This window comes from Streptomyces sp. NPDC059371 (assembly GCF_042751995.1).
Classification (GTDB): Bacteria; Actinomycetota; Actinomycetes; order Streptomycetales; family Streptomycetaceae; genus Streptomyces.
Genome location: NZ_JBHYXD010000044.1, coordinates 9,030 through 27,985, shown reverse-complemented (window position 1 = coordinate 27,985; position 18,956 = coordinate 9,030). Strand labels below are relative to the sequence as shown.

Genomic DNA, 18,956 nt, shown 5'->3' with positions numbered 1-18,956 from the left:
CCCCTAATATCAAACCCCCCCCGGGGCGGGCGGGGGGCCCCCCCCCGCCCCCCCCCCCCGCCCCGCGCCGTTTCCGGACCTGCTCGAATCCGGGGACTACTCGAACCGGGAGGGGTCGCCGGCTCCGAGGCGTACGACCTCGGGCTCCGCGGTGGAGAAGTCGATCACGGTCGTCGGCTCGGTGCCGCAGTCGCCGGAGTCGATGACGGCGTCCACCACGTGGTCGAGGCGGTCCTTGATCTCCCAGCCCTGGGTCAGCGGCTTGTCCTCGTCGGGCAGGAGCAGGGTGCTCGACAGCAGCGGCTCGCCGAGTTCGGCCAGGATCGCCTGCGCGACCGCGTGATCGGGGATCCGCACCCCGACGGTCTTCTTCTTCGGGTGCAGCAGCCTGCGCGGAGCCTCCTTCGTCGCCGGGAGGATGAAGGTGTAGCGGCCGGGCGTAGCCGCCTTGACCGTGCGGAAGACCGCGTTGTCGATCCGTACGAAGTGCCCGAGCTGGGCGAAGTCCTCGCACATCAGCGTGAAGTGGTGGCGCTCGTCAAGCCGGCGGATCGAGCGGATGCGGTCGATGCCGTCCCGGTTGCCGAGCGCGCAGCCGAGAGCGAAGCAGGAGTCCGTCGGATAGACGATCAGCCCGCCGCTGCGGACGATCTCCACCACCTGGGTGATGACGCGCCGCTGCGGGTTCTCCGGGTGAACGTCGAAGTACTTGGCCATGTTTCGAGACTAGGGCCTGTCGGGCCGTTCGCGTCGGTGCCCGGAATTCTCCCCGGTCGCGGCTATAGGAACCTCGAGGCCGTCTCGCTACCCTCCGCCGCATGATTTCCACGGTGGTCTGGGGTACCGGCAATGTCGGCCGTGCGGCCATCCGCGCCGTCGAGGCCCATCCGAAACTGAAACTCGCGGCCGTGCTCGTCCACGACCCCGGCAAGGTCGGCCGTGACGCCGGCGAGCTCGCCGGACTCGGTCACGGCCTCGGCGTCGCGGCGAGCGACGACATCGACGCGGTCCTGGCCTCGGGGCCCGGAGCCGTCGTCTACGCGGCCACCGGCGACATCCGCCCCGACGAGGCCCTCGGCGACATCGCCAGGGCGATCCGGGCCGGTGCGGTGGTCGTCACGCCCGCCCTCTACCCGCTCTACGACCAGCGCAGCGCCCCGCCCGAGTTCCGGGACCCCGTGCTCGCCGCCATCGCCGAGGGGGGAGGCTCCCTGTTCGTCTCCGGAGTCGATCCGGGCTGGGGCAATGACGTCCTGCCCCTGCTGATCAGCGGTCTGGGCACCACGATCGACGCCATCCGCTGCCAGGAGATCTTCGACTACTCCACGTACGAACAGGAGGAATCCGTACGGTACCTGGTCGGCATGGGGCAGCCGATGGACTACGAGCCGCTGATGCTCGCCCCGTCGATCCCGACGATGGTGTGGGGCGGCCAGATACGGCTCATGGCACGGGCCCTCGGCGTCGAACTCGACGACATCACCGAGACGATGGAGCGCCGCCCGCTGACCGGCACCGTGAGCACCCGCACCATGGGCGAGTTCGCGGCCGGCACCCAGGGCGCGGTCCGCTTCGAGGTACGGGGGATCGTCGGGGGAGAGCCCCGGATCGTCATCGAGCACATCACCCGCATCCACGCCTCCTGCGCACCGGACTGGCCCTCACCGCCCGACGGGGACGGCGCCCACCGGGTGATCATCGAGGGCCGCCCGCGGATCGAGGTCACCGTCGCGGCGACCGACGAGGGCGAGAACCGGTCCGCGGGCGGGAACGCCACCGCGGTCGGCCGCCTGGTCGGCGCGGTCGACTGGCTGGTGGACGCGGAACCAGGACTCTACGACGCACTCGACGTCCCGCTGCGTCCCGCAGTCGGCCGGCTCGGAAGGAAGTGACCCATGACCCTGCGCGTCGACATTCCCGAAGGACAGGAACCGATCGGATACGTCTGGGGCGAGATGGTGCCCGGCATCGGCATGGCCGCCGCGAACTTCTCCCTGTCGGTGTACGAGCACACGACCCTGGGCCTGCGCGAGTTCGAGGCCGCCCGGCTGCGCGTCGCGCAGATCAACGGGTGTCTGTTCTGCCTCGACTGGCGTACGGAGCGCGACGGCCTGAAGGTCGAGGAGGAGTTCGCGGACGCGGTGACCCAGTGGCGTACCACCGATGCCTTCGACGACCGGACGCGGCTGGCCGCCGAATACGCGGAGCGGTACGCCCTGGATCACCACGGTCTTGACGAGGATTTCTGGACACGGATGACGGCCTTGTACAGCCAGCGGGAGATCGTGGAGCTGACCATGAGCGTCGGCTCCTGGCTGGCGTTCGGCCGGCTCAACCATGTGCTGGGACTGGACGCCGTGTGCGTGCTGCCGACCCACTGAACGCGTGCGGCCGGCAGCTGCCGCGGGCCCCTGAGCGGATCCGGACCCCTCACGGGGTCCGCACCGCCTGGGCTGTGTCCGGCCTAGAGGTCCACGGCGATGATGTTCTCGATGTTCCGTTCGGCGAGGGCCGTGATGGTGACGAACGGGTTGACGCTGGTGTTGCCCGGGATCAGCGCGCCGTCGATGACGTACAGACCCGAATAGCCCAGCAGGCGGCCGTAGTTGTCGGTGGCCTTGTTGAGTACGGCGCCGCCGAGCGGGTGGTAGGTGAGATGGTCGCCCCAGATCTTGTACACGCCGAAGAGATCGGTCCGGTAGATCGTTCCCTCCTTCGCGTTGATCTTGTCGAAGATCGTCTTCGCCATGTCGATGGCGGGCTGCTTCCAGGCGGTCTGCCAGTTGAGGTCAACGGTCCCGGTCGCGGCGTTCCAGGTGAACTGGGCGCGGTTCGGGTTCTTGGTGATGGACAGGTAGAAGGACGCCCAGGTCTCGATGCCGGTGGGCAGCGGCGCCACCTCGGCGAACGCGCCGCCCGCGGTCCAGTTGTCGATGCCCCCGCAGGGGATGCTGGCCTGGAGCGCACCGGTCGGATCCCACAGGTGGTTGGCGCGCCCGCACATGACGTTGCCGTTGTCGCCCCAGCCCTGGCCGATCTCGCCGTTGAGGCCGGGCAGCGCGCCGGTCGCCTTCAGCCGGACCAGGAGCTTGCTCGTCCCGACGCTTCCGGCCGCGAAGAACACCCGGTCCGCGGTCACCGTCTTCGTGGCCGTGGTGCCACCGGTCGTGTTGAGCTGGTCGATCAGGACCGTGTAGCCGCCGCCGGACGCGGGCACGACCGAAGTGACCTTGTGCAGCGGTGAGATGGTGACCCGACCGGTGGCCGTGGCCTGGGCCAGATAGGTCTTCTGGAGCGACTTCTTGCCGTAGTTGTTGCCGTAGAGGATTTCCCCCGCGAGGGCCGACTTGGTGACGGTGCCCGCGGCCTCCTGCTTCATGTAGTCCCAGTCGTACACGTCGGGCACGAAGACGAAGGGGAAGCCCGAGCGCTGGGCCTGCTTCCGGCCGACCCGCGCGTACTGGTAGCAGTCGGTGGTGTCGAACCACGCCGGGTCGATGAGGCCCGTGCCGAGCGTGGCGTTGGCGCGCGGGTAGTACGTCGCGTACATCTCGTCGGCGTTCACCGACGGGAGGATCGCGCCGAAGTTCTCCCGCTTGGGAGTGACCGCCATGCCTCCGTTGACGAGTGATCCGCCGCCGACACCGCGGCCCTGGTACACGATGATCTGGCCCATCTCCTCGGCGTCGAGGATCCCCGTGTAGCGGGGGATGTCCTTGTCGATGGGGAAGCCGAGGAAGTTGCTGAGGGGCTGTTTGGTCCTGGTCCGCAGCCAGTACGAACGCTGGTCCGGGCTGGTCGTGTTGGCGAAGATCTTGCCGTCCGAGCCCGGTGTGTCCCAGGCCATGCCCATCTCGACCATCTGCACGTCGACGCCCGCCTGGGCGAGGCGCAGGGCGGCGACCGAGCCGCCGTATCCGGTGCCGATCACGAGGACGGGGACGTGTGCGCCGGACGGGATCGACGAGGCCGCCGTGGCGATCACCGCGGGGGCCGCGACTGCGCGACCGGCAAGGCTCACTGCTCCAAGAATAGAACCTGTTCCAGCTATGAATCGTCGGCGCGAAACACCCCTGGAATCGTTGGTCTGCTGGTTGATGTCACCCACGTGACACTCCTCACTCTCGATGAGTGGGAACAGGTTCTACTGTTGCCGGCTTGTTAAGTCACTACATACCGGTTGGTAACTTCTGTCCGATCTTGGGGTGATCGGCGAGCTCTGCTCCGCTTGCTCTTGACTTCACAAGACCCTCGCGCGACATTTCTGACGCTGCATCAGAACCGGTACGGCGGGGGCCAGTCGGGCTCCCGGAGCAACGGAGAGCCACACATTCCCTCGCCCTGCTGGAGAGCCCCGTCATGTCCCCGAACGCCGAGCCCGCCAGACCTGCCCCTTCCCTCCCGGCCCCCGGCCCGTCACGCCGTCGGGTGCTCGGCGCGGCCACGGGCGCCTCCCTCGCGCTCGCCGCCGGAGCCGCCCAAGCCGCCGGTGCCGTCGCGGCCGCCGGCCCGGCCACCGCGGCCGACCTGCCCCTGCTCGGCACGTACGACATCGTCGTCGTCGGCTCGGGAGCCGCCGGGATGACCGCGGCGCTCACCGCCGCGAAACGGGGGCTGAGCTGCGTCGTCCTGGAGAAGGCGGCCACCTTCGGAGGGTCGGCGGCCCGCTCGGGCGCGGGCATCTGGATCCCGAACAACCCCGTCATCCTCGCCGCGGGCGTCCCCGACACCCCGGCGAAGGCCGCCGCGTACCTCGCGGCCGTCGTCGGCCCGGACGTCCCGGCCGACCGGCAGCGGGCCTTCCTCGGCAACGGACCGGCGATGATCTCCTTCGTCATGGCCAACAGCCCGCTGCGCTTCCGCTGGATGGAGGGCTACAGCGACTACTACCCGGAACTCCCCGGCGGCCTTCCGGGCGGACGCTCCATGGAGCCCGACCAGCTCGACGGCACGATCCTCGGAGCCGAACTCGCCCACCTGAACCCCGCGTACATGGCCGTTCCGGCCGGCATGGTCGTCTTCAGCGCCGACTACAAGTGGCTCACCCTCGCCGCCGTCAGCGCCAAGGGCGCGGCCGTCGCCACCGAGTGCCTGGCGCGCGGCACCAAGGCGGCGCTGCTCGGCCAGAAACCGCTGACGATGGGCCAGTCGCTCGCGGCCGGGCTGCGCGCCGGCCTGCTCGCCGCCCAGGTCCCGGTGTGGCTGAACAGCCCGATGTCCGACCTGCTCATGGGAAACGGTGCGGTCACCGGCGCCGTGGTCACCCGCGACGGCGCCTCCGGACTGGTCAGGGCCAGGCGCGGGGTCGTCGTCGGCTCCGGCGGCTTCGAGCACAACGCGGCCATGCGCGCCGAGTTCCAGCGGCAGCCCATCGGGACCGCCTGGACGGTGGGCGCCAAGGAGAACACCGGCGACGGCATCCAGGCGGGCCGGCGGGCCGGAGCGGCGCTCGACCTGATGGACGACGCCTGGTGGGGCCCGGCCATCCCGCTGCCCGGCGAACCCTACTTCTGCCTCGCCGAACGCACTCTGCCCGGCGGCCTGCTGGTCAACGCCGCCGGCGCGCGGTTCGTCAACGAGGCCGGCCCCTACAGCGACGTGGTGCACACCATGTACGACCGCAACCCGAGCGCTCCGGACATCCCGGCGTGGCTGGTCGTCGACCAGAACTACCGCAACCGCTACCTGTTCAAGGACGTCGCGCCGACCTTCACGTTCCCCGACTCCTGGTACACGTCCGGCGTCGCGTACAAGGAGTGGACCCTGGACGCGCTCGCTGGGCGGATCGGTGTCCCCGCCGCCGCCCTGCGCACCACCGTCAGCCGCTTCAACAGCCTGGCCCTGAGCGGCAGGGACACCGACTTCCACCGCGGCGACAGCGCCTACGACCACTACTACACCGACCCCGCGGTGTTCCCGAACTCCTGCCTCGCCCCGCTGTGGCTCCCTCCGTTCCACGCCTTCAAGATCGTCCCGGGTGACCTCGGCACCAAGGGCGGACTGCGCACCGACGCCCGCGCCCGCGTCCTGCGCCCGGACGGCACGGTGATCCCGGGCCTGTACGCGGCGGGCAACGCCAGCGCGGCAGTCATGGGCCACAGCTACGCGGGAGCGGGCTCGACGATCGGCCCCGCGATGACGTTCGGCTACATCGCGGCACTCGACCTCGCGGCGACGACCTGACACTCGCGGTGACGGCACGACAACGACTGTCAGTCGCCGGTGCTCTCGCTGTGGCTGTCGGCGGTCGCGCCGACGTCCTTCTCCCTGTCGCCGTCGTTCCGGTCGCCGCGGAGCCGGGGCGACAGAACCAGGACGGAGACGTCGTCGCGGATCGAGGGGCAGAACCGGACGAGGTCCTCCCACAGGTGGTCGACGAGCGCGTCCGAAGGCTCCTCGGCGAACGAGGTCAGCCGGTCGGGCAGCGGGTAGAAGACGCCGCCCGCGTCCCGGCTCTCGCTCACGCCGTCGGAGGCCATGAACAGCCGGTCGCCGGGGTCCAGCTCGACCGTGCGCCCCTTCGGCGGGGACAGCTCGAAGAATCCCAGCCCCAGCGGAGGCCCCGGGTCGGTGTCCAGTTCGAGGGCCTTCGCGCCGCGCAGCAGCAGCGGCGCCGGGTGCCCGCAGGACACCATCCGTACGGTGTCGGTGCCCGGCGGGAACTCCAGGAGCAGCGCGGTGGCGAACAGCTCGGCGTGTTCGACCGACGCCGAGTCCACCACCAGTCTGCGGTCGAGCCGGGCCGCGGCCGCCTCCAGATCGCGCTGGTCGAGCACCGTCTCCCGGAACGCCCCCAGCAGCGAGGCGACCGTCCCCACGGCCGACAGTCCGTGTCCCTGTACGTCGCCCATCACGGCCCGGACTCCGAACGGCCCGTCCCGTACCTCGAAGAAGTCACCGCCGACCAGCGTCTCCCGCTGGGCGGGCCGGTACAGCCCGGCGCAGCGGACCGGGCCGACGTTTTCGGGCAGCGGTGGCAGCACGGCGAGCTGAGCGGCTTCCGCCACCGACCGCACGGTGACCAGATGCGCGTCCCTGCGGCTGCGGACGAGCGACACGAACACGCTCAGCACGGCGATGAAGGTGATCGTGAGCAGGTCCGCGTTGCCCGGATGGTTGAGGTGCAGGGCGGGGAGGTTCATCAGGACCACGACGACCACACCGAAGCCCGCGGTCGCCAGGGGGCCGTAGGAGAGGACGGCCAGGGAGGGGATGGCGCCCAGCAGGAAGCCGATGTCCGGTGGCCGGCTGCTCACGAGTTCCACCACGAGGACAGCCACCAGCAGGACCGGCGGGAGCAGCCGTACCCAGCGCGGAGGGGGCGAGCCGCGCAGCCATCCCCGGTGATCGTCCCGACGGCCGGACGCGGCCTTCGTGGCCATGGCACTCCTCCCTTCGCCACCACGCTCCTCCCTTCCCCGCCGTCGCGCATTTTGATCGGGGCGGACGCGGGCGGGCCCCAGCGCGCGGGCCGGAGCCGTCGGGAACGGCCCGGACGGGGGCAGGCGAGGGGAGTCGGGGGTGGTGCGGGCGGCACGAAGCCCCGCCACCACGGGGATGGGATGACGGGGCTCCACGGGGCGGATGCCCCGTCGTCGGCGATTCATCCAACCGGCGCCCGGGAGAGGCCCCGGCACCCCTCCCGGGGCATGGTGGAGGGGTGACAGGACTGGCCGTGCTGTTCGCGCTCCTCGGGGCCGCCAGCAACGCGATGGGCACGGCGTTCCAGCGCAAGGCCGCCGCCCGCGTCAGCGAAGGCGGCGGGCTGCGGCTGATCATCCGGCTGGCCCGGCAGCCGCCGTGGCTGATCGGCATCGCCGGGGTGATCGGGGCGGCGCTGTTCCAGGCCCTCGCGCTGGCGAACGGGCCGCTGTCCCTGGTGCAGCCCCTGTTCATCCTGGAGCTGCCCTTCGCCCTGATGATCGCCGTCCCGCTCCTGCACCGCCGTCTGTCACGCGCGGGATGGCAGGCCGTCGCCGGTGTGGTGGCGGGACTCGGCCTGGTCCTCCTCGCGGCCGCTCCCTCGGGAGCACAGTCCGACGCCCCCATGGAGCGCTGGATCCCGGTGCTGATCGCGTGCCTGGGAAGCGTGGCGGTCGCGGTCGTCGTCGCCCGTCCGGGCCGCCCGCCGCTCTTCCGCGCCGCCGTGCTCGGAGCGGCGTCGGCCATCAGCAACGCACTGACCGCCGCCCTGCTCAAATCGGCCGTGGGCACGCTCCGCGACGACGGGTTCGCCGCCTTCCTCGGTGTCTGGCAGACCTACGGATTCGCCCTGACCGGGATCGCCGCCGTCCTGCTCCTGGAGAACGCCCTCCAGGCGGGCCCGCTGGCCGCCTCACAGCCCGCGCTGACCATCGGCGACGCGACGCTCAGCCTCGTACTCGGTGTCACGCTCTTCGACGAGACGATCCGTACGGGCTGGTGGCTGCTGCCCGAACTGATCGGCGCGGGGCTGGTCCTGTGGGGGGTCCTGCGGCTGACCCGCGTGGTTCCCCACCTCGCGGACATGGCCCATTGACGCCGGTCGTCCCGGCTCGCCCCGGCCCGCGACCGCCGGTGGAACCGCAGCCGCGACGGTGCGCGGCGACTGGCCGACACTCGCTCGATTGGTGACGCCCGGGACTGGACAGACCCTGGTGGTGACGAGTGGGATCGAGAACGTTCGGGAACTGGTCGCGCGGACGCGGTATGTCGTCTTCGGCTTCGACGGCCCGATCTGCCAGCTCTTCTCCGGGCCCTCGGCGGCGGCCCTCGCGCGAGCCCGGCTCGACCGGCTGACGGAACCGGACCTGCGCGCGGTGCTCGCCCAGGAGGAGCACGACCCCGCGGATCCCTACCGCGCCCTGACGGCGGTGGCCGGACGGCAACCGGGCGGCGAAGCCCTCGCCCGGCTCGACGCGTGGCTGACCGGGACCGAGCTGGAGGCGGTACGCACCGCGATGCCGACGGCGTACGCGGATCCGCTGATCCACACCTGGGCGGCGGTCGGGGCGAGGCTCGCCGTGGCGACCGGCACATCGGCCCGGGCGGTCACCTCGTACCTGGACGCACGTGGGCTCACCCCCCGCTTCGCCCCGTACGTATTCGGCCGCGCGCCGCACCCGGGAACGCCCGCGCCCCGTCCGGCCGCCCTGGAACGCGCCCTGGGCGCCATGGGGGCCGAGCCGGACGTCTCGCTGATGATCGGCGCCGCTCCCGAGGACCACGCGGCGGCGCACAGGGCCGGCGTCCGGTTCCTCGGATACGCCCGCCACCCCGCCAGGGCGCGGACGCTGCGGGAGGCCGGTGTTCCCGCGCGGTGCCTCACGGACTCCCTGGAGCCCCTGCTGCGTACCCTGCGGGAACCCTCCTGAGCCGATCGCTGCGCCATACGAGGGAAAGTCGGCCGGAAACTCGTGTGCATGCATCGCCGGGAGCGGGGCACCAGCATCCTGAGACAGTTCGGGAAGCTACCCCCCTGGCGAAACCCGAGCTGCACGGCCCCGCAGGCAGTCACTCCCCCCGGCTGTCGGCGGGGCCGCATCTCGTACGGCCCTACTCCACCCGGATGCCGACGATGCAGGTGTCGTCGTCGGTGTCGGACCTGCTGTACGTCAGGAGCCGGTCGAGCTGTTGGTCCAGCGTCCCGGACGTCGTACGGGCCGCGGTGAGAAGCTGGCGCAGCGACACCTCGACCGAGCGGTCACGCCGTTCGACCAGACCGTCCGTGTACATCAACAGCGTGTCGTGGACCTCCAGTTGCACCTCTTCCTCCGCGAACGTCGCCTCGGGGACGGCACCGAGCAGGATGCCCTTGATCAGCGGCAGCGGGGTGGCGTCCGCGTCCCGGACGAGAACGGGCGGCAGATGTCCGGCCCGCGCCCAGCGCAGCACACGGCGGCGCGGATCGTAGAGCCCGACGACCGCGGTGGCGGTGATCCCGCCCGTCAGATGGTGCGCCACGATGTTGAGCCAGGACAGCAACTGACCGGGCCCCGCGCCCGTCACGGCGAGTCCGCGCAGCGCGTTGCGCAGCACCACCATGCTGGTCGCCGCCTCTATCCCGTGACCGGCCACGTCGCCGACACACAGCAGGACCAGACCGGAGGACAGCACGACGGCGTCGTACCAGTCGCCGCCGACGAGCTGCTCCGTCTCCGCCGGCCGGTAGCGCACCGCCACGTCGAGGCCCGGAGCCCGCAACGGCGCCCGGTCCGGCGGCATGATCGCGTGCTGGAGCTGGAGGGTCAGCCGGTTGCGTTCGTGCGCCTGCTGTTCGGTGTGCGCGAGCTGGTCGCGGGTGACGGCCAGCGCCACCTCCGTCCAGTGCTGCGCCGAGATGTCCTGGTAGGCCCCGCGGACCGCGAACAGCCGGTCGTCGGCGTCGAGCACCGGCTCGGCCACCATGCGGATGTGCCGGGTCACGCCGTCGGGACGCTGCAGCCGGAACGCGGCCGACGCCGGCCGACGGTGGTGCAGGACGGTCCGCAGGAAGCGGCCGATGGTGACGGCGTCGTCCGGGTGGGCGTGCGCGGCCAGTTCCTCCAGCGGGACGGGGGCGCCCGACGTGGGGCGGCCGTACAGATCGAAGAGCGTCTCGTTCCAGATGGTCTCGCCGGTCAGCAGGTTCTCCTCGAAACCGCCGATCCTGCCGAGCCGCTGGGCGTGCTGGAGCAGACTCGCCAGCCGTGCCGTCTCGTCCTCTATGCGCCAGATGAGCAGTACGGTTCCGCCGTGCCGGCTGATGCTGATGTCGGCCACGGCGGACAGCCGCACCTGGTCGACCAGCGCCGTCAGATCCATGCGCCGCGCCCGGAACGGTTCCCCGGTGGCGTAGACGCGCTCGACGCACTGGAAGAGGCCGCTCTCCCCGGCGGCCAGCGGGTAGGCCTCGAGGAGCAGCACCCCCTGAACGGTGCCACGCGGCCGGCCGGCCGGATCGAGGAAGCGCCCGTTCACATGGCGGATGCGGAAGTCGGTGAGTCTTCCCTGGTCGTCGAGCTGGGGCACCAGGACCAGTGCGGGATCGTGCAACCCGTCCACCAGGTCGATCAGTTCGCAGACGTCGGCCGTTCCCCGCACGTCGGCGCAGTCGCCGGGCAGCGCGTGGGTCTCCAGCGTGTGCGAGCACAGTTCGGCCAGTGCCTCGACCTGACGGACCACCTGCGGCGGCTGAGGTTTCAGGGCGGACGGCCACGCGATCTCCAGGACACCGTGGATCCGGCCTCCCGAGCCGGCCGGTACCGCGACCCGGCCGCCGTCCGGATGGTCCGCGTGCCCGATGGACGGCAGCCCGGTGTCCGCCAGCGAGCCCGCCCACTGCGCCGTGCGGTCGGACAGTGCCCGGCGTGCCATCGTCGCCACGCCCGGGGGGACGTAGCGCCAGCGCCGGGCCTCGCCCGCCGAGAACCCGGCGCTGCCCGCCAGGGACAGCGAACCGTCGGCGTCCGCCGCCCAGATGGCCACGGCGACCGCCCCGAGCGGGGTCAGCGCGTGCTGGAGCAGGGAGTCGGCCACCGCCTGGCTGTCGCCCGCCGCCAGCGCGCCGCTCTCGGCCGCGCGCAGCCGTACCGCGGGGGCGTCCTGCTTCGGCGGATGCTCCGCCGCGGTGGAGAGGAAGGTGCTGGTCACCTCCGAAAGCCGGTCGTGCGCCGCCTGGTTGATGATCTCGACCGCGAGCTGGAGCTGCGGCACCTTGGCCTGCTCGGCCAACTCGGCGAGCTGGCGGGCGGCCTGGGCCGGTCCGCAGCCCAGACGCTCGACCAGGATGCCCTTGGCCAGTTCGATCAGCGCGCGCCCGTCGGCCTCCGCCTGCGCGGCCCGTACCTCGCGGCGCAGCCGTTCGACGGTGGCGGCCAGCCGGCCCACCGGTGATGTCCCGGGCACGCCCGGGAGTTCGCCGGACCGCCCGGCGTCCGTGCCGTCCTGCGTGGGCTCGGGGACGTTCGCGCCGGTTGCCTCAGGACTGTTCATCGTGCTGCCGCTCCTCGGCGGTGGCCCCGGGGAGGGCGGGGGAGGGGAGTCGGCGGAGGATGTCCCGCCGCGCGGGCGCGGCGGAGGGGCCGGGTGTCATGTCACGCCCCGAGCCAGCGTCGGACACACGCGATGAGGTCGTCGGTGTCGACCGGCTTGGTGACATGGTCGCTGGCACCCGACAGCAGGCTCTTCTCCCGGTCGCCGGGCATGGCCTTCGCCGTCACCGCGATGATCGGCAGGTCGGCGTACCGCGGCATCTTGCGGATCTCGGCGGTCGCGGTGTACCCGTCCATCTCGGGCATCATCACGTCCATCAGGATCAGCGCGACCTCGGGCCGGCTCAGCAGCGTCTCGATGCCCTTCCTGCCGTTCTCCGCGTGCAGCACCTGGAAGCCGTGCAGCTCCAGAATCCCGCTGAGCGCGAAGAGGTTGCGGGCGTCGTCGTCGACGACGAGCACCGTACGGCCCTGGAAGGCGCTGTCGATCGGCCGCGCCGGCCGGTTCCTGGCCTCCTCGGCGCGGACCAGCGGCACCACGTCGCCCGGCTGATCCGCGGACAGGTGCAGCGCGATCCGCTCGCGCAACTCGTCCAGGCTGGACAGGAATTCCAGCGACCGGGCGCCCGAGCGGGACTGCAGCGCCTGCTCCTGCGCCAGGTCGACCCGGCTGCCGTTGTGCACGAGGACGGGCACGGTCGCCAGGGCCGAGTCGCCCTCCACCGCTTCGAGGAAACGGGCGGTCTCGCCCTCCGGCATGCCGAGTTCGAGCACGACGCAGTGCCACGGCTCCGCGGCCAGGGCACTGGCCGCCTCCTGCGCCCCGACGACGGTGACGACGTCGACGCCCTCCCGCGCGTCGCCCTCGTCACGGCTGCGCGCGACATCTCCGACGGCGCTCTCGGCCACCAGCGTCAGCAGTCCTCGCGGCCGTTCCTCGACGACCAGGAGCCGGCGCCGATGCTGGCGGGGCAGGCCGGTCGAGCCGGGAGCGGTGTGCCGCGGTTCGGAGTGCGCCGAGGCGTCCTGGTGCGGCGCGGACTCGGGCGCCCGGCCGCCGGCCAGCAGTTCCTCGAACTCGGGCCGGGCCACCGGGAGGAACAGCGTGAACGTACTGCCCTGTCCGGGCGTGCTGTCCACGGTGACCGCTCCGCCGAGCAGATGGGCGATCTCCCGGGTGATCGACAGACCGAGACCGGTGCCGCCGTACTTGCGGCTCGTGGTGCCGTCGGCCTGCTGGAAGGCGCCGAAGATCGTCTCCAGCTGCTGCTCGGGGATGCCGATGCCGGTGTCCTTGACCCGGAAGGCCGCGATCGTCCCGCCCCGGTGGACGCCCGCGGGGATCTCCTGGTCGGACGCCGGTTCGATACGCAGCTCGACCCGGCCCCGCTCCGTGAACTTCACCGCGTTCGACAGCAGGTTGCGCAGCACCTGCCGCAGCCGTGAGTCGTCGGTGAGCAGGTCCACCGGGGCCCCGGGAGCGGTGCTCACCGTGAACTCCAGGCTCTTCTGCGAGGTCATGGGACGGAAGGTGGCCTCGACGTACTCCAGGAGCTGGCGCAGCGGGACCCGTTCGGGGGTCACGTCCATCTTGCCGGCCTCGACCTTCGACAGGTCCAGGATGTCGTTGATGAGCTGGAGCAGGTCGGAGCCGGCGGAGTGGATGATGCCCGCGTACTCGACCTGCTTCGGCGTGAGGTTGCGCGAGGGGTTCTGCGCCAGCAACTGCGCCAGGATGAGCAGGCTGTTGAGCGGGGTCCGCAGCTCGTGGCTCATGTTGGCGAGGAACTCGGACTTGTACTTGGACGCCAGCGACAACTGCTGGGCCCGTGCCTCGAGTTCCTGCCGGGCCTGTTCGATCTGGAGGTTCTTCGCCTCGATGTCGCGGTTCTGGGTCGCGAGCAGGGAGGCCTTGTCCTCCAGCTCGGCGTTGGAGCGCTGGAGTTCGTCCTGCTGGACCTGCAGCTCCTCGGAGCGGGCCTGGAGTTCGGCGGTCAGGCGCTGCGACTCGCCCAGCAGCTCATCGGTGCGGGCGTTGGCCACGATGGTGCTGACGTTGACGCCGATGGTCTCCATGAGCTGTTCCAGGAATGTCCGGTGACCCTGCTTGAAGCGGGTGACCGAGGCGAGCTCGATGACGCCGAGCACCTGCTCCTCGACGACGATGGGCAGGACCACCAGCGCGGTCGGCGCGGTCCGGCCGAGTCCCGAGGAGATGGTGACGTAGCCCGGCGGGACCTCGTCCACGGTGATCGCCCGCCTGCTGCGCGCGGCCTGCCCGACGAGCGAGCGGCCGAGCGGGATACGGGTGGGACGCCCGACCTCGTCGGGATAGCCGTACGACCCGACCAGCCTGAGCTCCGTGCCCTTCGCGGTCTCCTCGGCGAGGTAGAAGGCGCCGTACTGCGCGGCGACCAGCGGGGTGAGCTCGTCCATGATGAGGTCGGCCACCACGTCCAGGTCGCGGTATCCCTGCATCAGACCGGAGATTCGGGCCAGGTTCGTCTTGAGCCAGTCCTGCTCCTGGTTGGCGCGCGTGGTCTCCCGCAGCGACTCCACCATGGTGTTGATGTTGTCCTTCAGGTCGGCGACCTCGCCCGAGGCTTCCACGGTGATGGACCGGGTCAGGTCGCCCTCGGCCACGGCACCGGTGACCTCGGCGATCGCGCGGACCTGGCGCGTGAGGTTGCCGGCCAGTTCGTTCACGTTCTCGGTCAGCCGCTTCCAGGTGCCCGAGACGCCCTCCACCTCGGCCTGACCGCCGAGCCTGCCCTCGCTGCCGACCTCCCGGGCCACGCGGGTGACCTCGGCGGCGAAGGCGGAGAGCTGGTCGACCATCGTGTTGATGGTCGTCTTGAGTTCGAGGATCTCGCCGCGGGCGTCGACATCGATCTTCTTGGACAGGTCGCCCTTGGCCACCGCCGTCGTCACCAGGGCGATGTTGCGCACCTGCCCGGTGAGGTTGTTGGCCATCGAGTTGACGTTGTCGGTGAGGTCCTTCCAGGTGCCCGCCACATTGGGCACGTGCGCCTGGCCGCCGAGCCGTCCCTCGGTGCCGACCTCGCGGGCGACGCGGGTGACCTCGTCGGCGAACGCGGAGAGCGTGTCGACCATCGTGTTGATGACGTCGGCCAGAGCGGCGACCTCGCCCTTCGCCTCCACGGTGATCTTCTGCGAGAGGTCGCCGCGGGCCACGGCGGTCGCCACCTGCGCGATGGAGCGGACCTGACCGGTCAGGTTCGACGCCATGACGTTGACGTTGTCGGTGAGGTCCTTCCAGGTGCCCGAGACACCCCGCACGGTGGCCTGTCCGCCCAGGTTGCCCGCGGTGCCGACCTCGCGGGCCACACGCGTCACCTCGTCGGCGAACGCCGAGAGCTGCTCGACCATCGTGTTGATGGTCTCCTTGAGCTCCAGGATCTCGCCGCGGGCGTCCACGGTGATCTTCTGCGACAGGTCGCCCTTGGCCACCGCCGTGGCCACCTGGGCGATCGAGCGGACCTGGGCGGTGAGGTTGCCCGCCATGAAGTTCACCGAGTCGGTGAGATCGCGCCAGGTGCCCTTGACGCCCTTCACGTCGGCCTGGCCGCCGAGGCGTCCGTCGGTGCCGACCTCGCGGGCGACGCGGGTGACCTCGTCGGCGAACGCGGAGAGCTGGTCGACCATCGTGTTGATGGTGTTCTTCAGTTCCAGGATCTCGCCGCGGGCGTCCACGGTGATCTTCTGTGAGAGATCTCCCTGGGCCACCGCCGTGGTGACCTGGGCCACGTTGCGGACCTGGGCGGTGAGGTTGCCGGCCATGAAGTTCACCGAGTCGGTGAGATCACGCCACACGCCGCCGACGCCGGGAACCTGGGCCTGGCCGCCGAGGCGTCCGTCGGTGCCGACCTCGCGGGCGACGCGGGTGACCTCGTCGGCGAACGCGGAGAGCTGGTCGACCATCGTGTTGACGGTCTCCTTGAGCTGCAGGATCTCGCCGCGGGCGGGCACGTCGATCTTCTGCGAGAGATCACCCTTGGCGACCGCGGTGGCCACCTGCGCGATGTCGCGGACCTGCGTGGTGAGATTGCCCGCCATGGCGTTGACGGAGTCGGTGAGGTCGGCCCAGGTGCCCGAGACGCCCGGTACCTCCGCCTGGCCGCCGAGCGTCCCCTCCGTACCCACCTCACGGGCCACCCGGGTCACTTCCGAGGTGAACACCGAGAGCTGGTCGACCATGCCGTTGAAGACGGTGGCGATGTCACCCAGCAGGCCGCCGGCCTCGTCGGGGAGCCGGGTGCCGAAGTCGCCGTCGCGCACCGCGGTGAGGCCGGCCAGCAGTTGCCGCAGCTCCTGCTCACCCGGCGTCCGTACCGACGTCCCGCTCGCTGCCCTGGTCATGGCCACCCTCGTTCCGCTCCCCTGGAGTCCCGTGTCACGGAACTCGGAACCGCGCCGGGCCCACGGACGGCCCCCTGCCGGCCCGTGGGATTCCCGCAGATCACGGGTCATCCCATCAAGAAAATACGCCGCAGGCTAACCCAGGGAGCGGGGGCGGAACAAAGCGTCGGAGGGAATTCTCCAGGGGACCGAAAATACCGCCGGTCACAGGAATAACCTCGCGTGAACGGGATACACAGGACCCTCTCGGTCCCGGTCGGCGGGCTCCCGGGTACGGGAAATGCCGCCGGCCCGCCGCGGACCGGAGTCCTGGGCGGGCCAGCGGGAGCGTCGTAAGCGCTGTGACCGGCGGAGACGTCAGGCGACCGCGGGATCGAGCAGCCCGGCGCGCAGCCGCTTGATGATGCGGGTGATCAGCCGGGAGACATGCATCTGCGAGATACCGAGCTCCTCACCGATCTGCGCCTGGGTGCGCTCCTCGACGAAACGCAGATGAATGATCCGGCGCTGCCGGTCGTCGAGCTGGGCGATCAGGGGAGCCAGGGAGTTGAAGTCCTCGACCAGTTCCAGTGACGGATCCAGCTCGCCGATGAAGTCCGCGAGGACCGCCTCGCCGTCCGCGCCGCCGTCGGCGGTGAGAGCGGCGTCGAGGGACGAGGAGTTGTAGCCGTTCGACGCCTTGCGGGCTTCGATGACCTCTTCCTCGGTCAGGCACATCAGCTCGGACAGTTCACGGGTCGTGGGCGTGCGGCCGAGGCGGGTGCGCAGTTCCTCCGTCGCCTTGGCGAGCTCGACGCGGGCCTCCTGAAGCCGCCGGGGCACATGCACGGCCCAGCTCGTGTCGCGGAAGAACCGCTTGATCTCACCGACGATGTAGGGAACCGCGAAGGAGGTGAACTCGACCTCGCGGGACAGCTCGAAACGGTCGATGGCCTTGATGAGCCCGATCGTGCCGACCTGGACGATGTCCTCCATCTCACCCTGGCTGCGGCTGCGGAAGCGCGCCGCGGCGTACCGGACGAGAGAGAGGTTCATCTCGATGAGGGTGTTGCGCGCGTACTGGTGTTCATGCGTTCCCTCCTCCAGTACGGCCAGCCGGTCGAAGAACTGACGGGACAGCTCACGCGCGTCCTTCGGGCTGATCTTCAAGGGTTGGTCGATCTGCGGAAGGACGCCTTCCGTGACCGTCGCTGCCTGGTGCGCCGTGTCCGTTGTCCTCACTGCCGTCACGGCTGCCATGCCGTCCACCCCACATCGTCCTAAGGAAATGATGACAGGGCCCGTCTGCCCCGCCTCCCACCACTCATGCCACCCGGTTTCGGAAATTCCGCGGAACGCGTACATCCCGTCTCCCCCTGACCCCGGGTCAGGGGCTACTTCCTCCCGGGCACACCGTTCGGATGCGGCGAAGTAAAGTGGGTGACGGGGTGAGTCGGTGGGTATCGAGCGACGAGTCGGCCGGGCGCGGACGCGCTCGCCCTTGGCGTACCCCGGCGCGGGACCGCCCGCCGCACGCCGGTCCCTGGGCGCGGCGGTGGTCGTGGCATGACGACGGCGGCACTCCACGGCGAAGCCGAACCCTTCGTCCATCCCGCGCTCATCTACCGCGACGACCTCGAGTACGTGCAGGAGATGACACGGTTCGTCTCCGACGGCGTAGCCGCGGGGGAGCCGGTGGCGGTGGCCGTTCCCGCCGCGCGACTCGAACTGGTCCGCGACGCGATGGGGCCGCTCGGTGCCGGCGTCCGCTGGATCGACATGGCGCGGGCCGGCCGGAACCCCGGCCGGATCATCCCCTCCGTCCTGCGGGCGTTCGCCGACACCCACCGGGGCGTCCATGTACGGATCATCGGCGAGCCCGTCTGGGCCGGCCGCACGGCGGTGGAGTACCCGGCCTGCGTCCAGCACGAAGCCCTGATCAACCAGGCGTTCGCCGGACGCGACGTGACCATCCTCTGCCCGTACGACGCCCGTGCCCTGGCCCCGGGCGTGATCGCCGACGCCCACGCCACCCATCCCGTCGTGATCGGGGCCGGGCGGCAGTGCGTCAGCGCGGCCTACGACCCGGACGGTGTGCTGGCCCGCTTCAACCACGTGCTGCGCCATCCGCCGGGAGCGGCGACGGTTCCCTTCGACGCCGAACTCCTGCCCGCCGCGCGTGACTTCGCCCTGGCGGAGGCCCGGGCCCGGGGGATGTCGGGAGCCCGGCTCCAGGACCTGAACCTCGTCGTCGCGGAGCTGACGACCAACAGCGTGGTGCACGGGGGCGGTTCGGGGACCCTGAGGATGTGGGCCGAAGGCGAGCAGATCGTGTGCGAGACGCGGGACAAGGGGTGGCTGAGCGATCCGCTGGCCGGCCGGCACCCCGCGCCTCCCGACCAGATCGGCGGACGGGGCCTGTTGCTCGTGCACTTCCTCTCGGACCTCGTCCGGGTGCACAGCGACGGCTCCGGAACGACCGTGCGCAGCTACATCGACCGCGCCTGACCGGCCCGGCGGCCGCGCCGACGGGGGGGGGGGGGCGAGCCGGGTTGAGCGGGGCGGGGGCCCCCCCCCCCGGGGGGGGGGGGGGGGGGGGCGGGGGCGGGGGGGGGCCCCCCCCCCCCCCCCACCCCCCCCCCACCC

Annotated in this window: 12 protein-coding genes; 6 read left to right on the top strand and 6 right to left on the bottom strand. The window is 71.1% G+C overall.

From position 1 onward, the window contains the following. Positions 1 to 96: 96 nt before the first annotated feature. Complete coding sequence (locus ACFXGX_RS23765) at positions 97 to 717, bottom strand: L-threonylcarbamoyladenylate synthase (protein ID WP_384794636.1); 621 nt, start codon at positions 715 to 717, stop codon at positions 97 to 99. A 101-nt stretch (positions 718 to 818) separates the two neighbouring features. Here ACFXGX_RS23765 and ACFXGX_RS23760 point away from each other — a divergent pair, with 101 nt between their 5' ends. Together ACFXGX_RS23760 and ACFXGX_RS23755 are read left to right on the top strand one after the other, a co-directional pair. Further along, the gene (locus tag ACFXGX_RS23760) at positions 819 to 1,892 is read left to right on the top strand and encodes a dihydrodipicolinate reductase (RefSeq protein WP_384794634.1); all 1,074 of its coding nucleotides are present in this window, start codon (positions 819 to 821) and stop codon (positions 1,890 to 1,892) included. A gap of 9 nt (positions 1,893 to 1,901) precedes the next feature. Then, entirely contained in the window at positions 1,902 to 2,381 is a 480-nt protein-coding gene (locus ACFXGX_RS23755) for a carboxymuconolactone decarboxylase family protein (protein ID WP_384794704.1), read from the top strand. 83 nt (positions 2,382 to 2,464) lie between these two features. On the opposite strand, the gene ACFXGX_RS23750 is transcribed toward ACFXGX_RS23755, so the two are convergent. Next, positions 2,465 to 4,021 (bottom strand): GMC oxidoreductase, encoded by a 1,557-nt coding sequence (locus ACFXGX_RS23750; RefSeq protein ID WP_384794632.1) that lies wholly within the window; start codon positions 4,019 to 4,021, stop codon positions 2,465 to 2,467. 338 nt (positions 4,022 to 4,359) lie between these two features. Here ACFXGX_RS23750 and kstD point away from each other — a divergent pair, with 338 nt between their 5' ends. Then, on the top strand, positions 4,360 to 6,183 hold the full coding sequence (kstD, locus tag ACFXGX_RS23745; RefSeq protein WP_384794630.1) for a 3-oxosteroid 1-dehydrogenase: 1,824 nt from the start codon (positions 4,360 to 4,362) through the stop codon (positions 6,181 to 6,183). Positions 6,184 to 6,212: 29 nt separating this feature from the next. Here kstD and ACFXGX_RS23740 read toward each other — a convergent pair whose 3' ends face one another. Next, positions 6,213 to 7,382, bottom strand: coding sequence for a PP2C family protein-serine/threonine phosphatase (locus ACFXGX_RS23740; RefSeq protein ID WP_384794628.1), 1,170 nt, complete (start codon positions 7,380 to 7,382; stop codon positions 6,213 to 6,215). 329 nt (positions 7,383 to 7,711) lie between these two features. On the opposite strand from ACFXGX_RS23740, the gene ACFXGX_RS23735 reads away from it, so the two are divergent. Then, positions 7,712 to 8,518, top strand: coding sequence for a DMT family transporter (locus tag ACFXGX_RS23735; protein WP_384794702.1), 807 nt, complete (start codon positions 7,712 to 7,714; stop codon positions 8,516 to 8,518). 121 nt (positions 8,519 to 8,639) lie between these two features. Continuing rightward, the gene (locus ACFXGX_RS23730) at positions 8,640 to 9,353 is read left to right on the top strand and encodes an HAD family hydrolase (protein ID WP_384794626.1); all 714 of its coding nucleotides are present in this window, start codon (positions 8,640 to 8,642) and stop codon (positions 9,351 to 9,353) included. Positions 9,354 to 9,534: 181 nt separating this feature from the next. Here the strand turns inward: ACFXGX_RS23730 and ACFXGX_RS23725 are convergent, their stop codons facing one another. From ACFXGX_RS23725 to ACFXGX_RS23715, 3 genes are all read right to left on the bottom strand, one after another. Beyond that, a complete protein-coding gene (locus ACFXGX_RS23725; protein ID WP_384794624.1) occupies positions 9,535 to 11,952 on the bottom strand; it encodes a SpoIIE family protein phosphatase in 2,418 nt (805 codons plus the stop codon). Positions 11,953 to 12,053: 101 nt separating this feature from the next. Then, on the bottom strand, positions 12,054 to 16,331 hold the full coding sequence (locus tag ACFXGX_RS23720) for a HAMP domain-containing protein (RefSeq protein WP_384794622.1): 4,278 nt from the start codon (positions 16,329 to 16,331) through the stop codon (positions 12,054 to 12,056). A 357-nt stretch (positions 16,332 to 16,688) separates the two neighbouring features. Continuing rightward, a complete protein-coding gene (locus tag ACFXGX_RS23715; RefSeq protein WP_384794620.1) occupies positions 16,689 to 17,570 on the bottom strand; it encodes an RNA polymerase sigma factor SigF in 882 nt (293 codons plus the stop codon). 306 nt (positions 17,571 to 17,876) lie between these two features. Here ACFXGX_RS23715 and ACFXGX_RS23710 point away from each other — a divergent pair, with 306 nt between their 5' ends. Beyond that, positions 17,877 to 18,818 (top strand): anti-sigma factor RsbA family regulatory protein, encoded by a 942-nt coding sequence (locus tag ACFXGX_RS23710; RefSeq protein ID WP_384794618.1) that lies wholly within the window; start codon positions 17,877 to 17,879, stop codon positions 18,816 to 18,818. The last annotated feature ends 138 nt before the right edge of the window (positions 18,819 to 18,956 follow it).